Source organism: Saccharopolyspora aridisoli (assembly GCF_004348445.1).
GTDB lineage: Bacteria > Actinomycetota > Actinomycetes > Mycobacteriales > Pseudonocardiaceae > Saccharopolyspora > Saccharopolyspora aridisoli.
In genome coordinates this window covers 1-19,218 of record NZ_SMKV01000063.1, presented here as the reverse complement: position 1 = coordinate 19,218, position 19,218 = coordinate 1, and the positions used below count along the sequence as shown (strand labels likewise).

Below are 19,218 nucleotides of genomic sequence, written 5' to 3'. Positions count from 1 at the left end.
CGCTCCGACCACCCGGACCCACGTCCCCCCGACCACGGCCGTGATCGGTCAGGGTGGTGACGGCGTCGGTGATCCAGCCGATGGGGCGTTCGCCGCCGAGATCCGGGCCGTGCTCGACGAGCAGGACGCGGGCTCCGGACTGCCCTGCCGCCAGGGCGGCGGCCACGCCGGCCGGGCCTCCGCCGATCACGGCGATGTCGGTGTGGGCGTTCCTGCGGTGGCACTTCGGCGCGTCACCGCTGGTCAGACGACCGACGCCGGGGATGCTCTCGGCCTCGAGCCCTTCGCGCAGCGGGACCTCGGTGGCCTGCGCGAAGGGGTTTCCGCCCACCCTCACCAAGGCGTTCGGCTCGGTGAGGTCGGCGGTCAGGACACCGCGCGGCCGGCCCAGGTAGGTCGAGCGGGCCACCTCGACGCGTCCGGACGCGAGCAGCGCCGAAGCGAGCGTGTCACCGGGATGCCCGGAGAACTCGGTCCCGTCGAAGGTGAATCGCAGGGTGCGGGTTCGATCGATCCGCCCGCCTTCGTCGAGCCGCATCACGCCACCTCGTCGGTCTCGGTGTTGCGCCACAGCTCGAACCAGCGGCGGCAGCCGGCCGAGTGCACCCACCGCTCCCGCCACCAACCGCACGGGTTGTCCCGCACGAACAGGAAGTCCGCCCACTCCCGGTCGCTCAACGCCCCGGGTTCGGCCGGGTAGGCGACGGACTGGCCGCCGTAGCGGAACTCGACCTCGTCGCGCTCCCCGCACCAGGGGCACCGGATCCGCAGCATCGCGACCTCCCGGGATCAGTGCGCGACGGCCGCCGCGCCGTGCTCGTCGATGAGGGCACCCGTGACGAACCGGTCCAGCCCGTAGGGCTCGGCCAACGGATGCGGGCGACCGTGGGCGATGGTGTCGGCGTAGACCTGACCGATCCCGGGCGTGGCCTTGAAACCACCTGTCCCCCAACCGCAGTTCAGGAACAGCCCCTCCCACGGCGTGGGGCCGATGATCGGCGACGCGTCGGGGGTGACGTCCACCGTGCCCGCCCAGGTCCGGATCACGTGCGCGCGGGCGAAGATCGGGAACAGCTCCAGCGCCGAGGCGAGCTGACGTTCGATGACGTGCACGGACCCGCGCTGGGCGTACCCGTTGCGGGAGTCGATGCCCGCTCCCACCACCAGCTCACCGCGATGCGCCTGGCTGCAGTAGACGTGCACGTGGTTGGACATCACCACGCACGGGTGCACCGGTTCCAGCAGTTCGGAGACCAGCGCCTGCAACGGGTGGCTCTGCAGCGGCAGCCGCAGGGCGAGGGTGTCGGTGAGGGTGCTGGTGCGTCCTGCTGCGGCCAGCGCGACCCGGTCGGCGCCGATGTCACCGCGCGAGGTGCGCACCCCGCGCACCCGGTCGCCGTCGGTGAGGAAACCGGTGACCTCGCAGCCCTCCACGAGGTCCACGCCCATCTCGTCGGCTCGGCGGGCGAAGGCCCAGGCCACCAGGTCGTGCTTGGCGATGCCGCCGCGCGGCTGCCACGTCGCGCCGAGGACCGGGTAGCGGCAGTCGGTGTTGATGATCGGGCAGATCCGCGAGACCTCTTCGGGCGACACCCATTCGGCGTCGATCCCGTCGGCGCGGTTGGCGAAGACCCGGCGTCGGGAGTCGCGCACCTCCTGCTCGGTGTGCGCGAGGTTGAGCACGCCGCGCTGGCTGAGCAGCAGTTCGCAGTCGAGCTCGTCGGGCAGCCCCTCCCACAACTCCAGGGCGTGCTCGTAAATTCCGGCGCTGGCTTCCCACAGGTAGTTGGAGCGGATGATCGCGGTGTTGCGGGCCATGTTCCCGCCTGCCAGCCAACCGCGTTCGAGGACGGCGACGTCGCGGATCCCGTGTTCGCGCGCGAGGTAGTAGGCGGTGGCCAGCCCGTGCCCACCGGAACCGACGACGACCACGTCGTAGTGCCGGGCGGGCTCGGCGTTGCGCCACAGCCTCTCGGGCGGTTGCGGAAGCGGTGCTGCGACCACGGCCACCTCCCTGCGATTCGGAGGTGAACCCAGGCTAGGAGCGCCGCGACGAGCGGGTCAATTCACGAAAGAGGGACGGTGCTTCCCGTTGCCCCACAACAAGATCCACGGCTGAGAAATTCATCTGGCCGGGCTCTTGACGCGCCCCGTTTCCTGAGCGCACTGTTGCGACATGCGCAGGTAGTTGTCGTATACGCAACAAGGCGGCAGCCATGGGTTCGAGCGTCCAGTTCTTGCTCGTAGGGGCGGGCATCGTCGGGTGCAGCACCGCCTACCACCTGGCGCGCCAGGGGATCACCGATGTCCTGGTTGTCGACCAGGGACCGCTCCCAGCGACCGGCGGTTCGAGCTCGCACGCACCGGGCCTGGTCTTCCAGACCAACGCCTCGGAGACGCTGAGCCGGCTCGCCGCCGACACCGTGCGGCTGTACTCCTCGCTGGAGGTCGACGGGTCGCACTGCTTCCACCCGGTCGGCGGCATCGAGGTCGCCACCACGCCAGAACGCTGGGACGACCTGCACCGCAAGTTCGGCCTGGCCACCGCGTGGGGCATCGACGGCGAGCTCCTCGACCCCGGTCAGGTGCTCGAGCGCATCCCCGGCATCGACGCCGACCGGATCCACGGCGGACTGCACGTGGCCACCGACGGGATCGCCAAACCGGTGCGCGCCGCCGAGGCGATGATGCGCGAAGCGCGGCGGCTCGGCGTGCGCTTCGAAGGAGCGACCGAGGTCACCGGATTCGACATCACCGGCGGCCGGATCACCAAGGTTCACACCACTTCCGGGGACGTGGCCGCGGAGACCGTGCTGTGCTGCGCGGGAATCTGGGGGCCGAAGATCGGCAGGATGGCCGGGGTGACCATCCCGGTGCAGCCGCTGGCGCACCAGTACGCGGTCACCACGCCGGTGCTCGACGACGGCGAAACCGAAGTGGCGCAACCGATCCTGCGCCACCAGGACCGGTCGATGTACTTCCGCCAGGTCCACGACCGCTACGGGATCGGCTCCTATCGGCACCGGGTGATGCCGGTGCGCACCGACGAGCTCTCACCGACCGTCACACCCGGGACCGAAGCTCCCTCCGAAGGCGGCGGTTGGAAGGGCATGGCCTCGGTGCACCCGTTCACGCCGGAGGACTTCGCCGGTCCCTGGCGGGAGGCGCGGCGGCTGCTGCCAGCGCTGCGCGAGGCCGAGATCGGCGAGGGCATGAACGGTCTCTTCCTGTTCACCTCGGACGGGATGCCGGTGCTGGGCCGGTCCGAGGTGGAGAACTTCTGGGTCGCCGAGGCCGTGTGGATCACCCATGCCGGCGGCGTCGGCCGTGCGATGGCGCAGTGGCTGGCCGGGCGGACCCCCGACATCGACCTGCGGCAGGCCGACCTGCGGCGTTTCGACGACTTCGCCCGCAGCCCCGCCTACCTGGTGCAGCGCAGCGCGCAGAGCTTCCGCGAGGTCTACGACATCATCCACCCGCAGCAGCCGCCCGAGCGACCGCGGCCGTTGCGCACCAGCCCGTTCCACGACCGGCAGCGCGAGCTCGGCGCGGTGTTCCTGGAAGCCTCCGGGTGGGAACGGCCGCACTGGTACGCGAGCAACGAGGAGCTGCTGCGGGGCAGGGAGATCGCGCGTCCGGGCGAGTGGGCCGGCCGGTTCTGGTCCCCGATCGTCGGCGCCGAGCACCTGGCCACCCGCGACGGCGTCGCGATGTTCGACATGACCTCGCTGCCGCGAGCCGAGGTCACCGGCCCCGGAGCGCTCGAACTGCTGGACCGGCTCACCACCAGCAGGGTCGACCGGGAGCCCGGCTACGTGACCTACACGCTGATGCTCACCCCCGAGGGCGGCATCCGGTCGGACATCACCGTGGCGCGGCTGGAGCGGGACCACTTCCAGGTCGGCTGCAACGGTCCGCGCGACATCGCGTGGCTGCGCGACAACGCCGATGCGACCACGCAGGTCCGCGACATCACCGGCGGCACCTGCTGCATCGGGTTGTGGGGGCCGCGCGCCCGCGACGTGCTGGCCGCGCTGGCCGACGTCGACGTCTCGCACGAGGCGTTCGGGTTCTTCCGCGCCCGGCGGATGCACGTCGGCGAGGTCCCGGTGGTAGCGCTGCGGCTGTCCTACGTGGGCGAGCTCGGCTGGGAGCTCTACACCTCCGCCGAGTTCGGCCGCCGCCTGTGGGACCTGCTGGCCGGCGCCGGGCACGGCATCTTCCCCGCGGGCCGCGGTGCGTTCAACGGCATGCGGTTGGAGAAGGGCTACCGCGCCTGGGGAACCGACATGTGGACCGAGCACACCCCCGAGGAAGCTGGCGTCGCCTTCGCCGTGAAACCGGACAAGGGTCGCTTCACCGGCCGAGAAGCCCTGCTCCGCCGGGGAGAACCCACTCGCCGCCTGTCCTGCCTACGCATCGACGACGGCACGGTCCTGATGGGCTCCGAACCCGTCCTCGCCGACGACGAACCCGTCGGCTTCACCACCAGCGCCGCCTACGGCCACACGGTCGGCGCGAGCCTCGCCTACGCCTGGCTGCCCGCGGACCTCGCCCATCCCGACACCCAGCTGGAGGTCACCTACTTCAACCAACCCCACCCGGTCACGGTCATCCCAGACCCCACCTACGACCCCCGGATGACCCGGATGCGCTGCTAGATCACCGCGCACCAGCAGGCCCCGGAATACCGCCGCAATCGAATACCGCCGCAATACGACACCTGGTAACCGCCAATATCCGACATCCGCCCCGAGAACCGCAGCAACCAGACAACTGAAGACCGGCGTGGCTTTCGTCAGCAACGAGACTTGGAGCGAGCACCATGAGCGTCAACTCGAACCCCGGGGTTCTGCTGTACCCGCGGATCCGGAAATCGCCGTTCTTCTACGCCTCGCGGCGTCACGGGGTGGCGATGTACAGCACCTACAACCACACGTACCACCCGAGGCACTACGGGGATCCGGTCGCCGAGTACTGGGCGCTGCTGGAAGGCGTGACGCTGTGGGACGTCGGCGTGGAGCGGCAGGTCGAGATCACCGGGCCGGACGCGTTCGAGTTCACCAACATGCTCGTGCCCCGCGACCTCAACAAGTGCAAGGTCGGGCAGTGCAAGTACGTGTTCGTCACCGGCACCGACGGCGGCATCCTCAACGACCCCGTGCTGCTGCGCCTGGGCGAGAACCACTTCTGGCTGTCGCTGGCCGACAGCGACGTGCTGATGTGGGCCAAGGCCCTGGCCCACGGGCTCGGCATGGACGTCGACATCCGCGAACCCGACGTCGGCCCGGTGCAGATCCAGGGCCCGAGGTCCGGTGCGGTGATGGCGGACCTGTTCGGCGAGTCCATCCTGGACATCCCCTACTACTACGCGGTGGAACGAGAGCTCGCGGGCATGCGGGTGGTGGTTTCGCGCACCGGCTACACCGCTGAGCTGGGCTACGAGATCTACCTGCACGACGCCTCCCGCGACGGCGTGCGGCTGTGGGACGCGATCTGGGAGGCCGGCGAGCCGCATGACCTCACCGTGATCGGCCCCTGCCACATCCGTCGCATCGAGGCCGGGATCTTGTCGTGGGGCTGCGACATCACCGCCGATACCAACCCCTTCGAGGTCGGCTACGGCTTCGAGAAGACCTGGATGGTCGACCTCGACCAGGAAGCCGACTTCATCGGCAAGGACGCGTTGCGCCGCATCAAGCAGGACGGCGTGAGCCGCAAGCTCGTCGGCGTGCGCATCGACGGTCCGAGCGTGGGCTCGTTCAACGACGGCGCGATGATCGACGTCTTCGAGGTGCACGACCCGCACGGGTTGCGGATCGGCGAGGTCACCTCCGCCGCCCACTCCCCGCGCATCGACGGCAACATCGGCTACGCGATGGTCCCGATCGCCTACCAGGAGCCGGGCACCGAGCTCGTCGTGCACACCCAGCACGGCCCGCAGCAGGCGGTCGTGTCCGAGAAGCCGTTCCTGGACCCGACCAAGGACATCCCCAAGCGCTTGGCGCGGAGCGTGTGAAGGGGGCGAGATGGCATCTGAACTGCGACGGTCCCTCGACCGGATGCGCTACGAGGTGCTGCCGGTGGGCAACGCCCGGGTGGAGGCGCTCGATCCCGGCAGCACGGTGACCGTGACGGCCTCACCGGCCAAGGGCATCGGACCGACCATCGACTGCGCCGAGCGGCTGGCCGCGATGGGCTTGCACGCGGTGCCGCACCTGGCCGCGCGCTCGATCCGCGATCACGCGCAGCTGGCGGGCGTGCTGGACCGGCTGGACGCCGCCGGGGTCAGCGAGGTGTTCGTGATCGCCGGGGACGCCGCGAAGCCGCTGGGCGAGTTCGTCGATTCGCTCGCGCTGCTGCGCGCGATGGAGCGGATGGGACGACTTCCGGCGCGCATCGGCATCGCCGGCTACCCCGAACGGCACGCGTTCATACCGGACGACTGCGCCGTTCAGGCCATGTCGGACAAATCTCATTACGCCGATTACGTGGTCTCGCAGATCACGTTCGATCCCCGGACGATCATCGATTGGGCCCGCGACCTGCGCAATCGCGGGCTGGAGAAACCCGTGTACGTGGGCGTCCCAGGGGTGGTGGACGCCCACCGGCTGTTGCGCATCGCGCTGAAGATCGGGTTGGGTGAGTCGACGCGGTTCCTGCGAAAGCAGTACGGCGCGGTCTCGAAGATGCTGGCACGCTACACGCCGGAGGAGCTGATCGACGAGTTGTCCCCGCAGCTGGGCGACCCGGGTTCGCCGATCGCGGGCTGGCACCTGTTCACCTTCAGCGAGGTCACCAAGACGGTGCAGTGGCGCGACGATCTGGCGGCCCGGCTGTCCGGCTACGCGGACCGACCGGCGTAACCGACACCTCGCAGGAGGTCCTGGCATGACCATCCCGTCCGATCTGGACATCTCCCGTGCGACAGAGCTGCGCCCGATGGACGACATCGCAGCACAGCTCGGCCTCCGGGAACAGCTGTTGGAGCCCTACGGGCGCAACGTCGCGAAGATCTCCCTGGACGCCATCGACGAGCTCTCCGACCGGCCACGCGCCCGCTACGTCGTGGTCTCGGCCATCACCCCCACACCGCTGGGCGAGGGCAAGACGACCACGACCGTCGGCCTCGGGCAGGCGCTCAACCACATCGGCAAGCGCTCCACGGTCGCCGTCCGGCAGCCCTCGATGGGTCCGACCTTCGGCATCAAGGGCGGTGCGGCAGGCGGCGGGTACAGCCAGGTCGTGCCGATGGAGGCGCTGAACCTGCACCTCACCGGCGACATGCACGCGGTCACCGCGGCCCACAACCTGCTGTCGGCGATGGTCGACAACCACCTGCACAAGGGCAACGCGCTGGGCATCGACCCGCACCGGATCACCTGGCGCCGGGTGCTCGACGTCAACGACCGCGACCTGCGCAACATCGTCTCCGGCCTCGGCGGCAGGCAGGACGGCGAACCACGGCAAACCGGTTTCGACATCACCGCGGCCAGCGAGGTGATGGCGGTGCTGGCGCTGTCGACGTCGCTGGCCGACCTGCGGCAGCGCCTCGGTCGCATCGTCGTCGGCTACACGCCCGGCGGTGAGCCGATCACCGCGGAGCAGCTCAAGGCCGCGGGCGCGATGGCGGTGATCATGCGCGACGCGCTCAAGCCGAACCTCATGCAGACCACCGAGAACACGCCGGTCCTGGTGCACGCCGGGCCGTTCGGCAACATCGCGCACGGCAACTCCTCGATCGTCGCCGACCTGGTGGGCAGCCGCTGCACCGACTACCTCATCACCGAGGCGGGTTTCGGCGCGGACATGGGCGCCGAGCGGTTCTTCAACATCAAGTGCCGCACCTCCGGGCTGCAGCCGGACGCCGCCGTGCTGGTGGCGACGGTCCGCGCGCTCAAGGCGCACTCCGGGCGCTACACGGTGGTGGCGGGCAAGCCGTTGCCGCCGGAGATGCTGGAGGAGAACCCGGACGACGTGCTCGCCGGCGCCGACAACCTGCGCAAGCAGATCGACAACATCCGGTTGCACGGCGTCTCCCCGGTGGTGGCGATCAACGCCTTCCCGAGCGACTTCACCAGCGAGCACGAGGCGATCCGGCAGGTCGCCGAGGCCGAGGGCGCGCACGTGGCGGTCAGCAAGCACTTCACCGAGGGCGGCAAGGGCGGCACCGAGCTCGCCGAAGCCGTCGTCGCGGCCTGCGAGGAACCGGCCGGTTTCCAGGTCCTCTACCCCGACGAGGCCGATCTGCGCACCAAGATCGAGACCATCGCGACGAAGGTCTACGGCGCCGACGGCGTCAGCTACGCACCGGCAGCGGCCAAGTCCATCGACAGCTACGAGGCCAACGGCTACGGCGACCTGCCGGTCTGCATCGCCAAGACCCACCTCTCGCTGAGCTCCGACCCGACGTTGCTGGGCGCCCCCACCGGCTGGACCCTGCCGGTCCGCGAGGTCCGCGCGTCGGTCGGCGCGGGATTCGTCTACCCGATCTGCGGAGACATGCGCACCATGCCGGGCCTCGGCTCGCACCCGCAGGCCGAGTCGATCGACCTCGACGCGGACGGCAACATCACCGGGCTGATGTGAGGGTCGAGATCAGCACCGACAGCGCGGACGGTGCGGTGGCCGCGGATCGCCTCGGGGCCGACCGGATAGAGCTGTGCTCGGCCGGGGCGTCGGGCGGGCTGACACCCGGTCCGGGCCTGCTGTCGGTGGTGCTCGACCGGTGCCACCGCAGCCAGGTGCACGTGCTGATCCGGCCTCGGGAGGGCGGGTTCGCGTACTCGCCCGCCGAGGTCGCCGCGATGCGCGCTGACGTCCGTCACGCCGCGTCCGCGGGAGCGGCCGGCGTCGTCGTCGGCGCGCTCCGGGCGGACGGACGGCTCGACGCCGCCGTGCTCGGCGAGCTCATCGCCGAAGCCGGCGGCGTCCCGGTAGCCCTGCACCGGGCCATCGACGTCTGCCCGGACCCGGTCGAGGCGGCGCACACCGCCGCGGACCTGGGCATCCGGCGCATCCTCACCTCGGGCGGGGCGACCCGCGCCGAGGACGGCGTCGGGGTGCTGCGGCGGATGGCGCGAGCTGACGTCACCCTCACCGCCTGCGGCGGGGTCCGCGCTCACAACGCTCGCCGCATCGCCGAAGCCACCGGCATCGACGAGGTCCACGCGGCGCCCCGCGAGCAGGTCCCCTCCCCCGGCGGCGAGGTCGACTTCGGTCCGCACGCGCGCCTCGACGAGTCCGAGACACGCGACCTGATCGCCGCGGCCCATCGCGGGGCTCGCTAGCGTGACCGGCATGGGAATCGTTCGGTCGGTGGTGTTGTTCGTGCTGGCCGCCATCGCCGAGATCGGCGGGGCGTGGCTGGTGTGGCAGGGCGTGCGGGAGCACAAGGGCTTGCTGTGGATGGGCGCGGGCGTCGTCGCTCTCGGGATCTACGGGTTCGTCGCCACGCTGCAACCGGACGCGAACTTCGGCCGGATCCTGGCCGCCTACGGCGGTGTCTTCGTCGCCGGATCACTGGTGTGGGGCGTTCTGCTGGACGGTTTCCGCCCTGATCGCTGGGACGTCATCGGAGCGCTGATCTGCCTGGTCGGCGTTGCCGTGATCATGTACGCCCCGCGCCCGGCGTGAGCCGGCCCGCGCTTCGTTGCGCGAGTTGGTGATCAGCGCGGTGGGTTTGCCCGCCAGCAGCGCGGCGACGTAGCGGTCGAGTACGGGCAGGCCCAGCCGGAGGGTCAAGCTCGTCCTCGACCACCGGGCGCCACATGAGCTCGAGATCGTTCAGCAGCGGGGGGAGCGGGCGTCACTCCGCCAAGGTGAGGTCGGAGAACCTCACCGGGAAGCCCGCTCCGTCCGGGGAAGCGCACATGGGTCCGGCCTGAGCCGGGACGTCCGGCGGGAAGTAGGCCATCCGGAGGATGTTCACGGGTTCGCCGTCCTCGGCGGCGTAGCGGACGTGGACGGCGTCCTCGAAGCGCTCGATCTCGACGGTCACCGACTCGACCTCGCCGTGGGCCTCCGACAGCGGCAGCAGGCTCCAGTCCGAGTGCTCGCGGGTGACCACCGCCGACAAGTACTGCTCGCCGTCGACGTACTCGATCCCGGCCTTGATCCAGTTCCGCTCGTCGATGCGCAGCATCAGCCCGGCCTGGTCGTGCTGTTCGCGGTAGTCGCCGAAGAACCTGGTGCGTATCCGGAACTGGGCGCCGACCGGTTGCAGCAGGGCGTGCCCGGTGTCGCGGGTGAAGCCGTAGTGCGTGGTCCGCCAGAAGTCCGTGTCCGTGTCGCTGGTGACCGTCAGCCCGGCGTAGTTCAGCCAGTTCGCCGGTTCGTTGAGCCACTGCCACCCGGTGAGCTCGAACAGCGTGAGATCTTCGGCTTGCTGCATCGCCCACCGCTCCGTTCGGTCCAGGCAACCGCCGTGGCGGTCCGCGATCCCCGACGCACCGTCAGGCACCGGAGGATACCGGGCTCCTCGGGACCGAAGTGAGCACGCCTCGCATCAGATGACCACCCGGAGTCGGGTCAGCGGACCACGGTGACCGGGCAGGCCGCGTGGTGCACGATCTTGACCGCGACCGATCCGACGAGCATCCCGGTGAACGCGCCGTGCCCCTTGTTGCCGACCACCAGCAGGTCGGCCTGGCGCGACAGCTTGACGAACTCGTCGACGACCTGCCCGCGGATCAGCTTCGCCCGGATGTCGACCTTCGGGAAGTCCGGCTTGACCTGCTCCAGCGCCGAATCAAGGGTCTGCTGGCCCTGCTTCTTCAGCTCCATGTCCGTCGACGAGAGGTGGTAGCCGAACTGGACGGGCTGGTGCCAGACCGTGATCGCGTGCAGGATGCCGCCCACCTGCCGCACGTGGTCGGCGGCCCAGCGCAGCGCCTTCACCGATTCCTGAGATCCGTCCACTCCGACGACGACGGTCTGCGGCATGACGAAACTCCTCCACGAGTTGTCGTGATCTCGCCCGGATCGTAGGGCGGTTCCGACAGCCCCGCAGCGCGTCAGATCTCGCCGACGTCGGTGATGCGGACGACCGCGCTACCGGCTTCGTCGGAGGCCGCGAGGTCGACTTCGGCGCTGATGCCCCAGTCGTGGTCCTCAGCAGGGTCGGCGAAGATCTGCCGCACGAGCCAGCGCTCGGGCTCCTCGGTGATCATGATCATCTGCGGACCGCGCGCGTCCGGGCCGGTGCCGATCTCGTCGTGCTCGTCGAAGTAGTCCTCCAGCGCATCCGCCCACGCGTCGGCGTCCCAGCCCTCGTCCGCGTCGAGTTCGCCGAGCGACTCGTAGCGGCGCAGCGCGGCGAGCTCGACGCGGCGGAACAGCGCGTTGCGGACCTGCACGCGGAAGGCGCGCAGGTTCCGGGTGACCCGCTCGGGCTCGACCGGTGCCGCCTTGGCGGGATCGTCGCCGGGATGGCGCAGCTTCTCCCACTCGTCGAGGAGGCTGGAATCGACCTGGCGCACCAGCTCGCCGAGCCATTCGATGATGTCGGTGAGCTCCTCGGTCTTGGCGTCATCGGGCACCGTGTGCCGCAGCGCCTTGTAGACATCGGCCAGGTAGCGCAGCACGAGCCCCTCGGAGCGGGCGAGTCCGTAGTGGTTGACGAACTCGACGAAGTTCATCGCCCGCTCGTACATGTCGCGCGCGACGGACTTCGGCGACAGCTCGTGCTCACCGACCCACGGGTGCCCCTTGCTGTAGGTCTCGTAGGCGGCTTCGAGGAGTTCTTCGAGCGGCTTGGGGTGGGTGATCTCCTCCAGCAGCTCCATGCGCTCGTCGTACTCGATGCCGTCGGCCTTCATCTGCGCGACGGCTTCACCGCGAGCCTTGAACTGCTGCTGCGACAACACCTGCCGCGGGTCGTCCAACGTGGACTCGATGACGCTGAGCACGTCCAGCGCGTAGGTCGGCGACTCGGTGCCGAGCAGTTCAATGGCGGCGAGCGCGAACGGCGACAGCGGCTGGTTGAGCGCGAAGTCGAACTGCAGGTCCACCGTCACACGGACCCTGCGTCCCTGGTCGTCGGGGGTGTCGAGCTGCTCGACGACGTCGGCGGCCAGCAGCGCCCGGTAGATCGCGATCGCCCGCAGGATGTGCTTGCGCTGGGTCGGGCGGTCCTCGTGGTTGTCCTCCAGCAGGTGGCGCATCGCCGAGAAGGCGTCCCCCGGCCGGTTGATGACGTTGAGCAGCATCGAGTGGCTGACGTTGAAGCTCGAGCGCAGCGGCTCCGGCTCGGCCTCCACCAGCTTCTCGAAGGTCTTCTCGCTCCACGACACGAAGCCCTCGGGAGCTTTCTTGCGCACGAGCTTGCGCTTCTTCTTCGGGTCGTCCCCGGCCTTGGCCAGCGCCCGCTCGTTCTCGATCTCGTGCTCCGGCGCCTGAACCACGACGAACCCGGCGGTGTCGTAGCCGGCACGACCGGCGCGGCCGGCGATCTGGTGGAACTCGCGCGCCTTGAGGTGCCGGGTGCGGATCCCGTCGTACTTGGTCAGGCCGGTGATCAGCACGGTGCGGATCGGCACGTTGATGCCCACGCCGAGCGTGTCGGTGCCGCAGATGACCTTGAGCAGTCCCGCCTGCGCGAGCTGCTCCACCAGCCGCCGGTACTTCGGCAGCATCCCGGCGTGGTGCACGCCGATGCCGTGCCTGACCAGCCGCGAGAGCGTCTTCCCGAAGCCCGCGGTGAACCGGAAGTCGCCGATCGCCTCGGCGATGGAGTCGCGCTGCTCGCGGGAGGCGACCTTGACGCTCATCAGCGCCTGCGCCTGCTCCAGCGCGGAGGCCTGGTTGAAGTACACGACGTAGACCGGTGCCTGCTGGCCTGCGAGGAGTTCCTCGATGGTCTCGTGCAGCGGGGTCTTGGCGTAGCGGAAGTTCAGCGGGATGGGCCGCTCGGCGGAGGTGACCACCGCCGTGTTCCGGCCGGTGCGGCGGGTCAGGTCCTCCTCGAAGGAGCTGACGTCGCCGAGCGTGGCCGACATCAGCACGAACTGAGCGCGCGGCAGCTCCAGCAGCGGCACCTGCCAGGCCCAGCCGCGATCGGGTTCGGCGTAGAAGTGGAACTCGTCCATCACGACCTGGTCGACGTCGGCGTCCGCGCCGTCGCGCAACGCGATGTTGGCCAGGATCTCCGCGGTGCAGCAGATGATGGGGGCGTCGGCGTTGACGCTCGAGTCACCGGTCATCATGCCGACGTTCTCCGCGCCGAAGACGTCGACGAGGCTGAAGAACTTCTCCGAGACCAGCGCCTTGATGGGCGCGGTGTAGAAGCTGCGCTTGCCGGTGGCCAGGGCCGCGAAGTGCGCGCCGGTGGCCACCATGCTCTTACCCGATCCGGTGGGGGTCGACAGGACCACGTTCGCGCCGGTCACGACCTCCATCAGCGCTTCTTCCTGCGCCGGGTAGAGCTCGATGCCCAGTGAGATCGTCCATTCGACGAACGCCTCGAACTGAGCATCGGGATCGGGATCGCCGGCGGTGAGCGCTGGGAGCTGGTCGGTGAGCTTCATCGTCCCCCCATCGTCCCTGGCCACCCCCGGCGCTGGTCACCCGGGGTGGACAGGCACGCCCCTTCCTCCGGCCCGGTGTCGTTGCTGGTGGAAGACCCGGATGATCAGCGACCATGGGAGGCGGCCTCGGTGTCGGGCGAGAGGAGGGGTTCATGTCGACCCGCAACGTGCGCTTCGTCGGCGGGCCGCTGGACGGCAGAGTCCAGGACCTGCGCGACCACGAAGCAGTCGCAGGCCGCCTGCTCAGGCACATCCACCTGCACGACGGCCCGAAGATCGAAACCCAGTACGAACTCCACTACACCCCGGAGCACGGCTGGGTCTACCACCTCTGCGGCACCCAGCCGTAGCTGTGAGGGATGGAGCCGACCCCCGTCAGACGAGCGGCGAAGCCGCTTCCTCCTCCACCACCTGAGCAACTCGCACCGCCGCGGGTTTCTCAGACGCCTCCTGGGGAAGAAGGCCGCAGCGCCGTGCACCGGACTGCACAAGTCGCCGACCCCGGAGCCAGAAGGCGCTGAGCAGTTGCCCGCGAGGAGCCGTCACCAGTGGAAGTGAACACCGTTTACCACTCAGAGACACGCGTCACAGATTTGATCGGTTCCACATCCGAATCAGCGGCTTACCATCCTCCGTATGGTGGCGCACTCGACGACGAGCGGCGGCCGGCCGGAACTCCCGCTGGCTGCGGAGTTCCCGGAGCCGACCCACGAGCAGTGGCAAGCCCAGGTCCACAAGGTGCTGGAACGATCCGGTCTGGTCGGCTACGAGCCGCCTACCGGCCCGGTCGAGGACGTGCTGAACTCGACGACCCACGACGGCATCCAGGTGCGCCCGCTCTACACCTCCGCACCGGCCGATCCGGGCCTTCCGGGGTTGGCGCCGTTCGTGCGCGGCAGCCGGCCGCAGGGCGGTGCCGCCGAGGGCTGGGACGTGCGGCAGCGCCACGAGCACCCCGACGCCGCTGAGACCAACCGCGAGGTCCTGGCCGACCTCCACAACGGCGTCTCCTCCCTCTGGTTGCGCCTGGGCGCCGCCGGGATCGCGGTCGACGACCTGGCTGACGCCCTGGGCGACGTCCACCTGGACATGATCGGCGTGAGCCTGGACGCGGGCGCGGATTTCGCCGCCGCCGCGAAGGCGTTGTTGGCCCTGGCCGCCGAGCAGGGCGTGCCGCCCGGTGAGCTGCGCGGCAACCTCGGCGCCGACCCGCTCGGGGTGCAGGCGCGCACCGGCCAGGCCGGTGACCGCGAGGCCGCGGTGGAGCTCGCCCGGCGCTGCGCAGCTGAGCACCCGCAGCTGGCGGCCATCGCGGTGGATGCGCTGCCGTTCCACGACGCGGGTGGCTCCGACGCCCAGGAGCTGGGCTGCTCGCTGGCCGCCGGGGTGACCTACCTGCGGTGGCTGACCGACGCGGGCATGGACGTCGACACCGCCGCCCGTCAGCTGGAGTTCCGCTACGCCGCCACCGCCGACCAGTTCCTGACCATCGCCAAGCTGCGCGCTGCGCGCCGCCTGTGGGAGCAGGTCACCCGCTCCTCCGGGGTCGGCGAGTCGACCAGGGCGCAGGTGCAGCACGCGGTGACCTCGCAGGCGATGCTCACCCGCCGCGACCCGTGGGTGAACATGCTGCGCGGCACCATCGCCACCTTCGCCGCCGGAGTCGGCGGGGCCCAGTCGGTGACCACGCTTCCCTTCGACGCCGCCATCGGCCTGCCCGACGACTTCGCCCGCCGCATCGCCCGCAACACCCAGGCGCTGCTGCTGGAGGAATCCCACCTCGCCCAGGTCATCGACCCCGCAGGCGGCTCCTGGTACGTCGAAACGCTCACCGACGAACTCGCCCGAACGGCCTGGGCGTGGTTCCAGCGCATCGAAGCCGTCGGCGGGATGCCGGAGGCCCTGCGGTCCGGGCTGGTGGCCGAGGAGATCGAGGACACCTGGCAGGAGCGCCGCGAGGCGATCGCGCGTCGCAGCGACGCCATCACCGGGGTGACCGAGTTCCCGAACCTGCACGAGGCGCCGTTGGAGCGCAGCCCCGCTCCGGAGCAGCCCGGCGGCGGCTTGCCGGTGCACCGCTACGCGGAGGACTTCGAGGCGCTGCGCGACGCCGCCGACGCGCAGCTGGCCGACACCGGTGAACGCCCTACGGTGTTCCTCGCGACGCTGGGGTCGCTGGCGGCGCACAACGCGCGGGCCTCGTTCGCCCGCAACCTGCTCGCCGCGGGCGGCCTGGAATCCACCGAAGCGGGAGCGACCGATTCGACCGCTGCGGTGCTGGCCGCCTACGCGGGCGCCCCGGTGGTGTGCCTGTGCTCCAGCGACGAGATCTACGCCGAGCGCGCCGCCGAGACCGCGCAGGCGCTTCGGCAGGCCGGCGCGAAGACCGTTCTGCTGGCCGGGAAACCGAGCGACGTCGACGGCGTCGACGGCTACGTCCACGCCGGCTGTGACGCGCTGACCGTCCTCGACGCCGTGCACGCCGAGTTGGGAGTCCGACGATGACGCAGATCCCGAACTTCGCCGACGTCCCACTGGACGCCCCGTCCGGCGCGGACGAGGACCGCTGGCGGTCGGAGGTCCTGGCCGCCACCGGCAAGGAGTCCGACGCGCTGGCCTGGGAGGCGCCGGAGGGCATCGACGTCAAGCCGCTCTACACCGCGTCCGATGTGGACGGCCTGGACTTCCTGTCGACGTACCCGGGTCTGGCGCCGTTCCTGCGCGGCCCGTACCCGACGATGTACGTCAACCAGCCCTGGACCGTGCGCCAGTACGCGGGTTTCTCCACCGCCGAGGCGTCCAACGCGTTCTACCGGCGCAACCTCGCCGCCGGGCAGAAGGGCCTGTCGGTGGCCTTCGACCTGGCCACCCACCGCGGCTACGACTCCGACCACCCCCGCGTCGGCGGGGACGTCGGCATGGCAGGTGTGGCGATCGATTCGATCCTGGACATGCGGCAGCTCTTCGACGGCATCCCGCTGGACAAGATGAGCGTGTCGATGACCATGAACGGCGCGGTGCTGCCCATCATGGCGCTGTTCATCGTCGCCGCCGAAGAGCAGGGTGTCGCACCCGAGCAGTTGGCCGGGACCATCCAGAACGACATCCTCAAGGAGTTCATGGTCCGCAACACCTACATCTACCCGCCGCAGCCCTCCATGCGGATCATCTCCGACATCTTCGCCTACACGTCGCAGAAGATGCCGAAGTTCAACTCCATCTCCATCTCCGGCTATCACATCCAGGAAGCCGGAGCCACCGCCGACCTCGAACTCGCCTACACGCTGGCCGACGGAGTCGAATACCTGCGCGCGGGCAAGCAGGCCGGGTTGGACATCGACTCCTTCGCGCCCCGGCTGTCGTTCTTCTGGGGCATCGGCATGAACTTCGCCATGGAGGTCGCGAAACTCCGCGCCGCGCGGCTGCTCTGGTCGAAGCTGGTCAAGCAGTTCGAGCCGACCAACCCGAAATCGCTGTCGCTGCGCACGCATTCGCAGACCTCCGGCTGGTCGCTGACCGCCCAGGACGTCTACAACAACGTCGCCCGCACCTGCGTGGAGGCCATGGCCGCCACCCAGGGCCACACCCAGTCCCTGCACACCAACGCCCTCGACGAAGCCCTCGCCCTGCCGACGGACTTCTCCGCCCGCATCGCCCGCAACACCCAGCTGGTGCTGCAGCAGGAATCCGGCACCACCCGCGTCATCGACCCCTGGGGCGGCAGCTACTACCTCGAGAAGCTCACCCAGGACCTCGCCGAACGCGCCTGGACCCACATCACCGAGGTCGAGGACGCAGGCGGCATGGCCCAGGCCATCGACGCCGGCATCCCCAAGCTGCGCATCGAAGAAGCCGCCGCCCGCACCCAGGCGCGCATCGACTCCGGCCGCCAGCCGCTCATCGGCGTGAACAAGTACCGCTACGACGGCGACGAGCAGATCGAGGTCCTCAAGGTCGACAACGCCGACGTCCGCAACCAGCAACTCGAGAAACTCCGCCGGTTGCGGGAAGAGCGCGACACCCAGGCGTGCGACGACGCCCTGCGGCGCTTGACCGCCGCCGCTGAGGCCTCGCTGTCGGACGAGCGGCCCAACGACCTCGCCCACAACCTGCTCGCGCTGGCCGTCGACGCCGCCCGCGCCAAGGCCACCGTCGGGGAGATCTCCGACGCCCTGGAGAAGGTCTTCGGACGCCACTCCGGTCAGATCCGTACGATCAGCGGCGTGTACCGGGAGGAATCCGGCCCGTCCGAGCAGCTCGAATCGGCCCGCCAGCAGGTCGCCGACTTCGCCGAGGCCGAAGGCCGCCGACCGCGCATCCTCGTCGCCAAGATGGGCCAAGACGGCCACGACCGCGGCCAGAAGGTCATCGCCACCGCCTTCGCCGACCTCGGCTTCGACGTCGACGTCGGCCCCCTGTTCCAGACCCCCACCGAGGTCGCACGCCAGGCCGCCGAAGCCGACGTGCACATCGTCGGGGTCTCCAGCCTCGCCGCCGGACACCTCACCCTCGTGCCCGCGCTGCGCGGGGAACTGGCCGCCATCGGTCGTGAGGACATCATGATCGTCGTCGGTGGTGTCATCCCACCCGCCGACTTCGACGCGCTGCGCCAAGCCGGAGCCTCGGCGATCTTCCCGCCCGGAACCGTCATCGCCGACGCCGCCTCCGGACTCCTCGACGAACTCCGAACCCGCCTCGAGCACTGATGCCGCGCAAGATCGACACCCACGACTACGCCCAGGGCGTCCTCGACGGCTCGCGCACCAAGCTCGCGCAGGCCATCACCCTGGTGGAGTCAACCCGCGCCGACCACCGCGCGCTGGCCCAGGAGCTGCTCACCGAACTGCTCCCGCACAGCGGCGGCGCGCACCGGGTCGGCATCACCGGCGTACCCGGCGTGGGCAAGTCGACGTTCATCGAAGCGCTCGGCTCGATGCTCACCGAGCAGGGGCATCGGGTCGCGGTGCTGGCCGTGGACCCGTCGTCGACGCGCAGCGGCGGCAGCATCCTCGGCGACAAGACCCGCATGGGCCGGCTCGCCTCGGACCCCTCGGCGTTCGTGCGGCCATCGCCGTCGGCGGGCACGCTCGGCGGCGTCGCCCGCGCGACCCGCGAGACGGTGCTGCTGATGGAAGCTGCGGGCTACGACGTGGTGCTGGTGGAGACCGTCGGCGTCGGGCAGTCCGAGGTGACGGTGGCCGGGATGGTCGACTGCTTCCTGCTGCTGTCGCTGGCCCGCACTGGTGACCAGCTGCAAGGGATCAAGAAGGGTGTGCTCGAACTCGCCGACATCATCGCCGTCAACAAGGCCGACGGCGAGCACGAGATGGAGGCCAAGAAGGCCGCCCGCGAACTCCGCAGCGCCTTGCGACTGCTCACCCCGGTCAGCGCCTCCTGGAATCCTCCTGTCCTGACCTGCAGCGGTCTGAGGTCCCTGGGCCTCGACACCCTTTGGGAGCAGATCCGCCAGCACCGCACGACGCTGTCGGAATCCGGCGAACTGGCGGCCAAGCGCAGCAGGCAGCAGATCGAGTGGACCTGGTCGATGGTCCGCGAGCAGCTCATCGCGGACCTCACCCACGACCCCGAGGTCCAATCGATCCTCCCCACCATCGAATCCCAGGTCGCCGAGGGCAAACTCCCCCCAGCCCAAGCAGCCCAAACCCTCCTCAAGACCTTCCACCCACACCCC

The 19,218-nt window shown here is 70.0% G+C and carries 16 protein-coding genes; 10 read left to right on the top strand and 6 right to left on the bottom strand.

What is annotated here, in order from left to right:
- From E1161_RS26550 to E1161_RS26540, 3 genes are all read right to left on the bottom strand, one after another.
- The coding region (locus E1161_RS26550) for a 2Fe-2S iron-sulfur cluster-binding protein (RefSeq protein WP_165939954.1) at positions 1–538 on the bottom strand (538 nt) is incomplete at its 3' end.
- Positions 538–774: a sarcosine oxidase subunit delta gene (locus E1161_RS26545; protein ID WP_132627477.1), complete on the bottom strand. Its 237-nt coding sequence runs from the start codon at positions 772–774 to the stop codon at positions 538–540. The genes E1161_RS26550 and E1161_RS26545, both read right to left, overlap by 1 nt.
- A 15-nt stretch (positions 775–789) precedes the next feature.
- Positions 790–2,004 carry a sarcosine oxidase subunit beta family protein gene (locus E1161_RS26540; RefSeq protein WP_207920421.1) on the bottom strand — a complete coding sequence of 405 codons (1,215 nt, stop codon included), beginning with the start codon at positions 2,002–2,004 and terminating at the stop codon, positions 790–792.
- Between the two features lie 212 nt (positions 2,005–2,216).
- Here E1161_RS26540 and E1161_RS26535 point away from each other — a divergent pair, with 212 nt between their 5' ends.
- From E1161_RS26535 to E1161_RS26510, 6 genes are all read left to right on the top strand, one after another.
- Positions 2,217–4,661 carry a GcvT family protein gene (locus E1161_RS26535; RefSeq protein ID WP_132627475.1) on the top strand — a complete coding sequence of 815 codons (2,445 nt, stop codon included), beginning with the start codon at positions 2,217–2,219 and terminating at the stop codon, positions 4,659–4,661.
- A 164-nt stretch (positions 4,662–4,825) separates the two neighbouring features.
- The gene (locus E1161_RS26530) at positions 4,826–6,019 is read left to right on the top strand and encodes a glycine cleavage T C-terminal barrel domain-containing protein (RefSeq protein ID WP_132627474.1); all 1,194 of its coding nucleotides are present in this window, start codon (positions 4,826–4,828) and stop codon (positions 6,017–6,019) included.
- Between the two features lie 10 nt (positions 6,020–6,029).
- Positions 6,030–6,866, top strand: coding sequence for a methylenetetrahydrofolate reductase (locus E1161_RS26525; RefSeq protein ID WP_132627473.1), 837 nt, complete (start codon positions 6,030–6,032; stop codon positions 6,864–6,866).
- Between the two features lie 25 nt (positions 6,867–6,891).
- The gene (locus E1161_RS26520) at positions 6,892–8,589 is read left to right on the top strand and encodes a formate--tetrahydrofolate ligase (RefSeq protein ID WP_132627472.1); all 1,698 of its coding nucleotides are present in this window, start codon (positions 6,892–6,894) and stop codon (positions 8,587–8,589) included.
- Positions 8,586–9,290: a copper homeostasis protein CutC gene (locus tag E1161_RS26515; protein WP_132627471.1), complete on the top strand. Its 705-nt coding sequence runs from the start codon at positions 8,586–8,588 to the stop codon at positions 9,288–9,290. Before E1161_RS26520 ends, E1161_RS26515 begins: the two co-directional genes overlap by 4 nt.
- Positions 9,291–9,300: 10 nt before the next feature.
- Positions 9,301–9,636 carry a YnfA family protein gene (locus E1161_RS26510; RefSeq protein WP_132627470.1) on the top strand — a complete coding sequence of 112 codons (336 nt, stop codon included), beginning with the start codon at positions 9,301–9,303 and terminating at the stop codon, positions 9,634–9,636.
- A 172-nt stretch (positions 9,637–9,808) separates the two neighbouring features.
- Here the strand turns inward: E1161_RS26510 and E1161_RS26505 are convergent, their stop codons facing one another.
- The 3 genes from E1161_RS26505 to E1161_RS26495 all read right to left on the bottom strand — a co-directional run bounded on the left by E1161_RS26505 (position 9,809) and on the right by E1161_RS26495 (position 13,526).
- Positions 9,809–10,462, bottom strand: coding sequence for a DUF1349 domain-containing protein (locus E1161_RS26505; protein WP_235875325.1), 654 nt, complete (start codon positions 10,460–10,462; stop codon positions 9,809–9,811).
- A gap of 68 nt (positions 10,463–10,530) precedes the next feature.
- Positions 10,531–10,944: a universal stress protein gene (locus E1161_RS26500; RefSeq protein ID WP_132627469.1), complete on the bottom strand. Its 414-nt coding sequence runs from the start codon at positions 10,942–10,944 to the stop codon at positions 10,531–10,533.
- A gap of 71 nt (positions 10,945–11,015) precedes the next feature.
- Entirely contained in the window at positions 11,016–13,526 is a 2,511-nt protein-coding gene (locus E1161_RS26495) for a DEAD/DEAH box helicase (RefSeq protein ID WP_132627468.1), read from the bottom strand.
- Positions 13,527–13,678: 152 nt separating this feature from the next.
- Between E1161_RS26495 and E1161_RS26490 the strand changes: the two genes are divergently transcribed.
- The 4 genes from E1161_RS26490 to meaB form a co-directional block, all read left to right on the top strand.
- Entirely contained in the window at positions 13,679–13,876 is a 198-nt protein-coding gene (locus E1161_RS26490; protein WP_132627467.1) for a hypothetical protein, read from the top strand.
- A 286-nt stretch (positions 13,877–14,162) separates the two neighbouring features.
- Positions 14,163–16,031 (top strand): methylmalonyl-CoA mutase small subunit, encoded by a 1,869-nt coding sequence (gene mutA / locus E1161_RS26485; RefSeq protein ID WP_132627466.1) that lies wholly within the window; start codon positions 14,163–14,165, stop codon positions 16,029–16,031.
- Positions 16,028–18,232: a methylmalonyl-CoA mutase gene (gene scpA / locus E1161_RS26480; protein WP_132627465.1), complete on the top strand. Its 2,205-nt coding sequence runs from the start codon at positions 16,028–16,030 to the stop codon at positions 18,230–18,232. The genes mutA and scpA overlap by 4 nt, the downstream gene beginning before the upstream one ends.
- The coding region (gene meaB / locus E1161_RS26475; RefSeq protein ID WP_132627464.1) for a methylmalonyl Co-A mutase-associated GTPase MeaB at positions 18,232–19,218 on the top strand (987 nt) is incomplete at its 3' end. The genes scpA and meaB, both read left to right, overlap by 1 nt.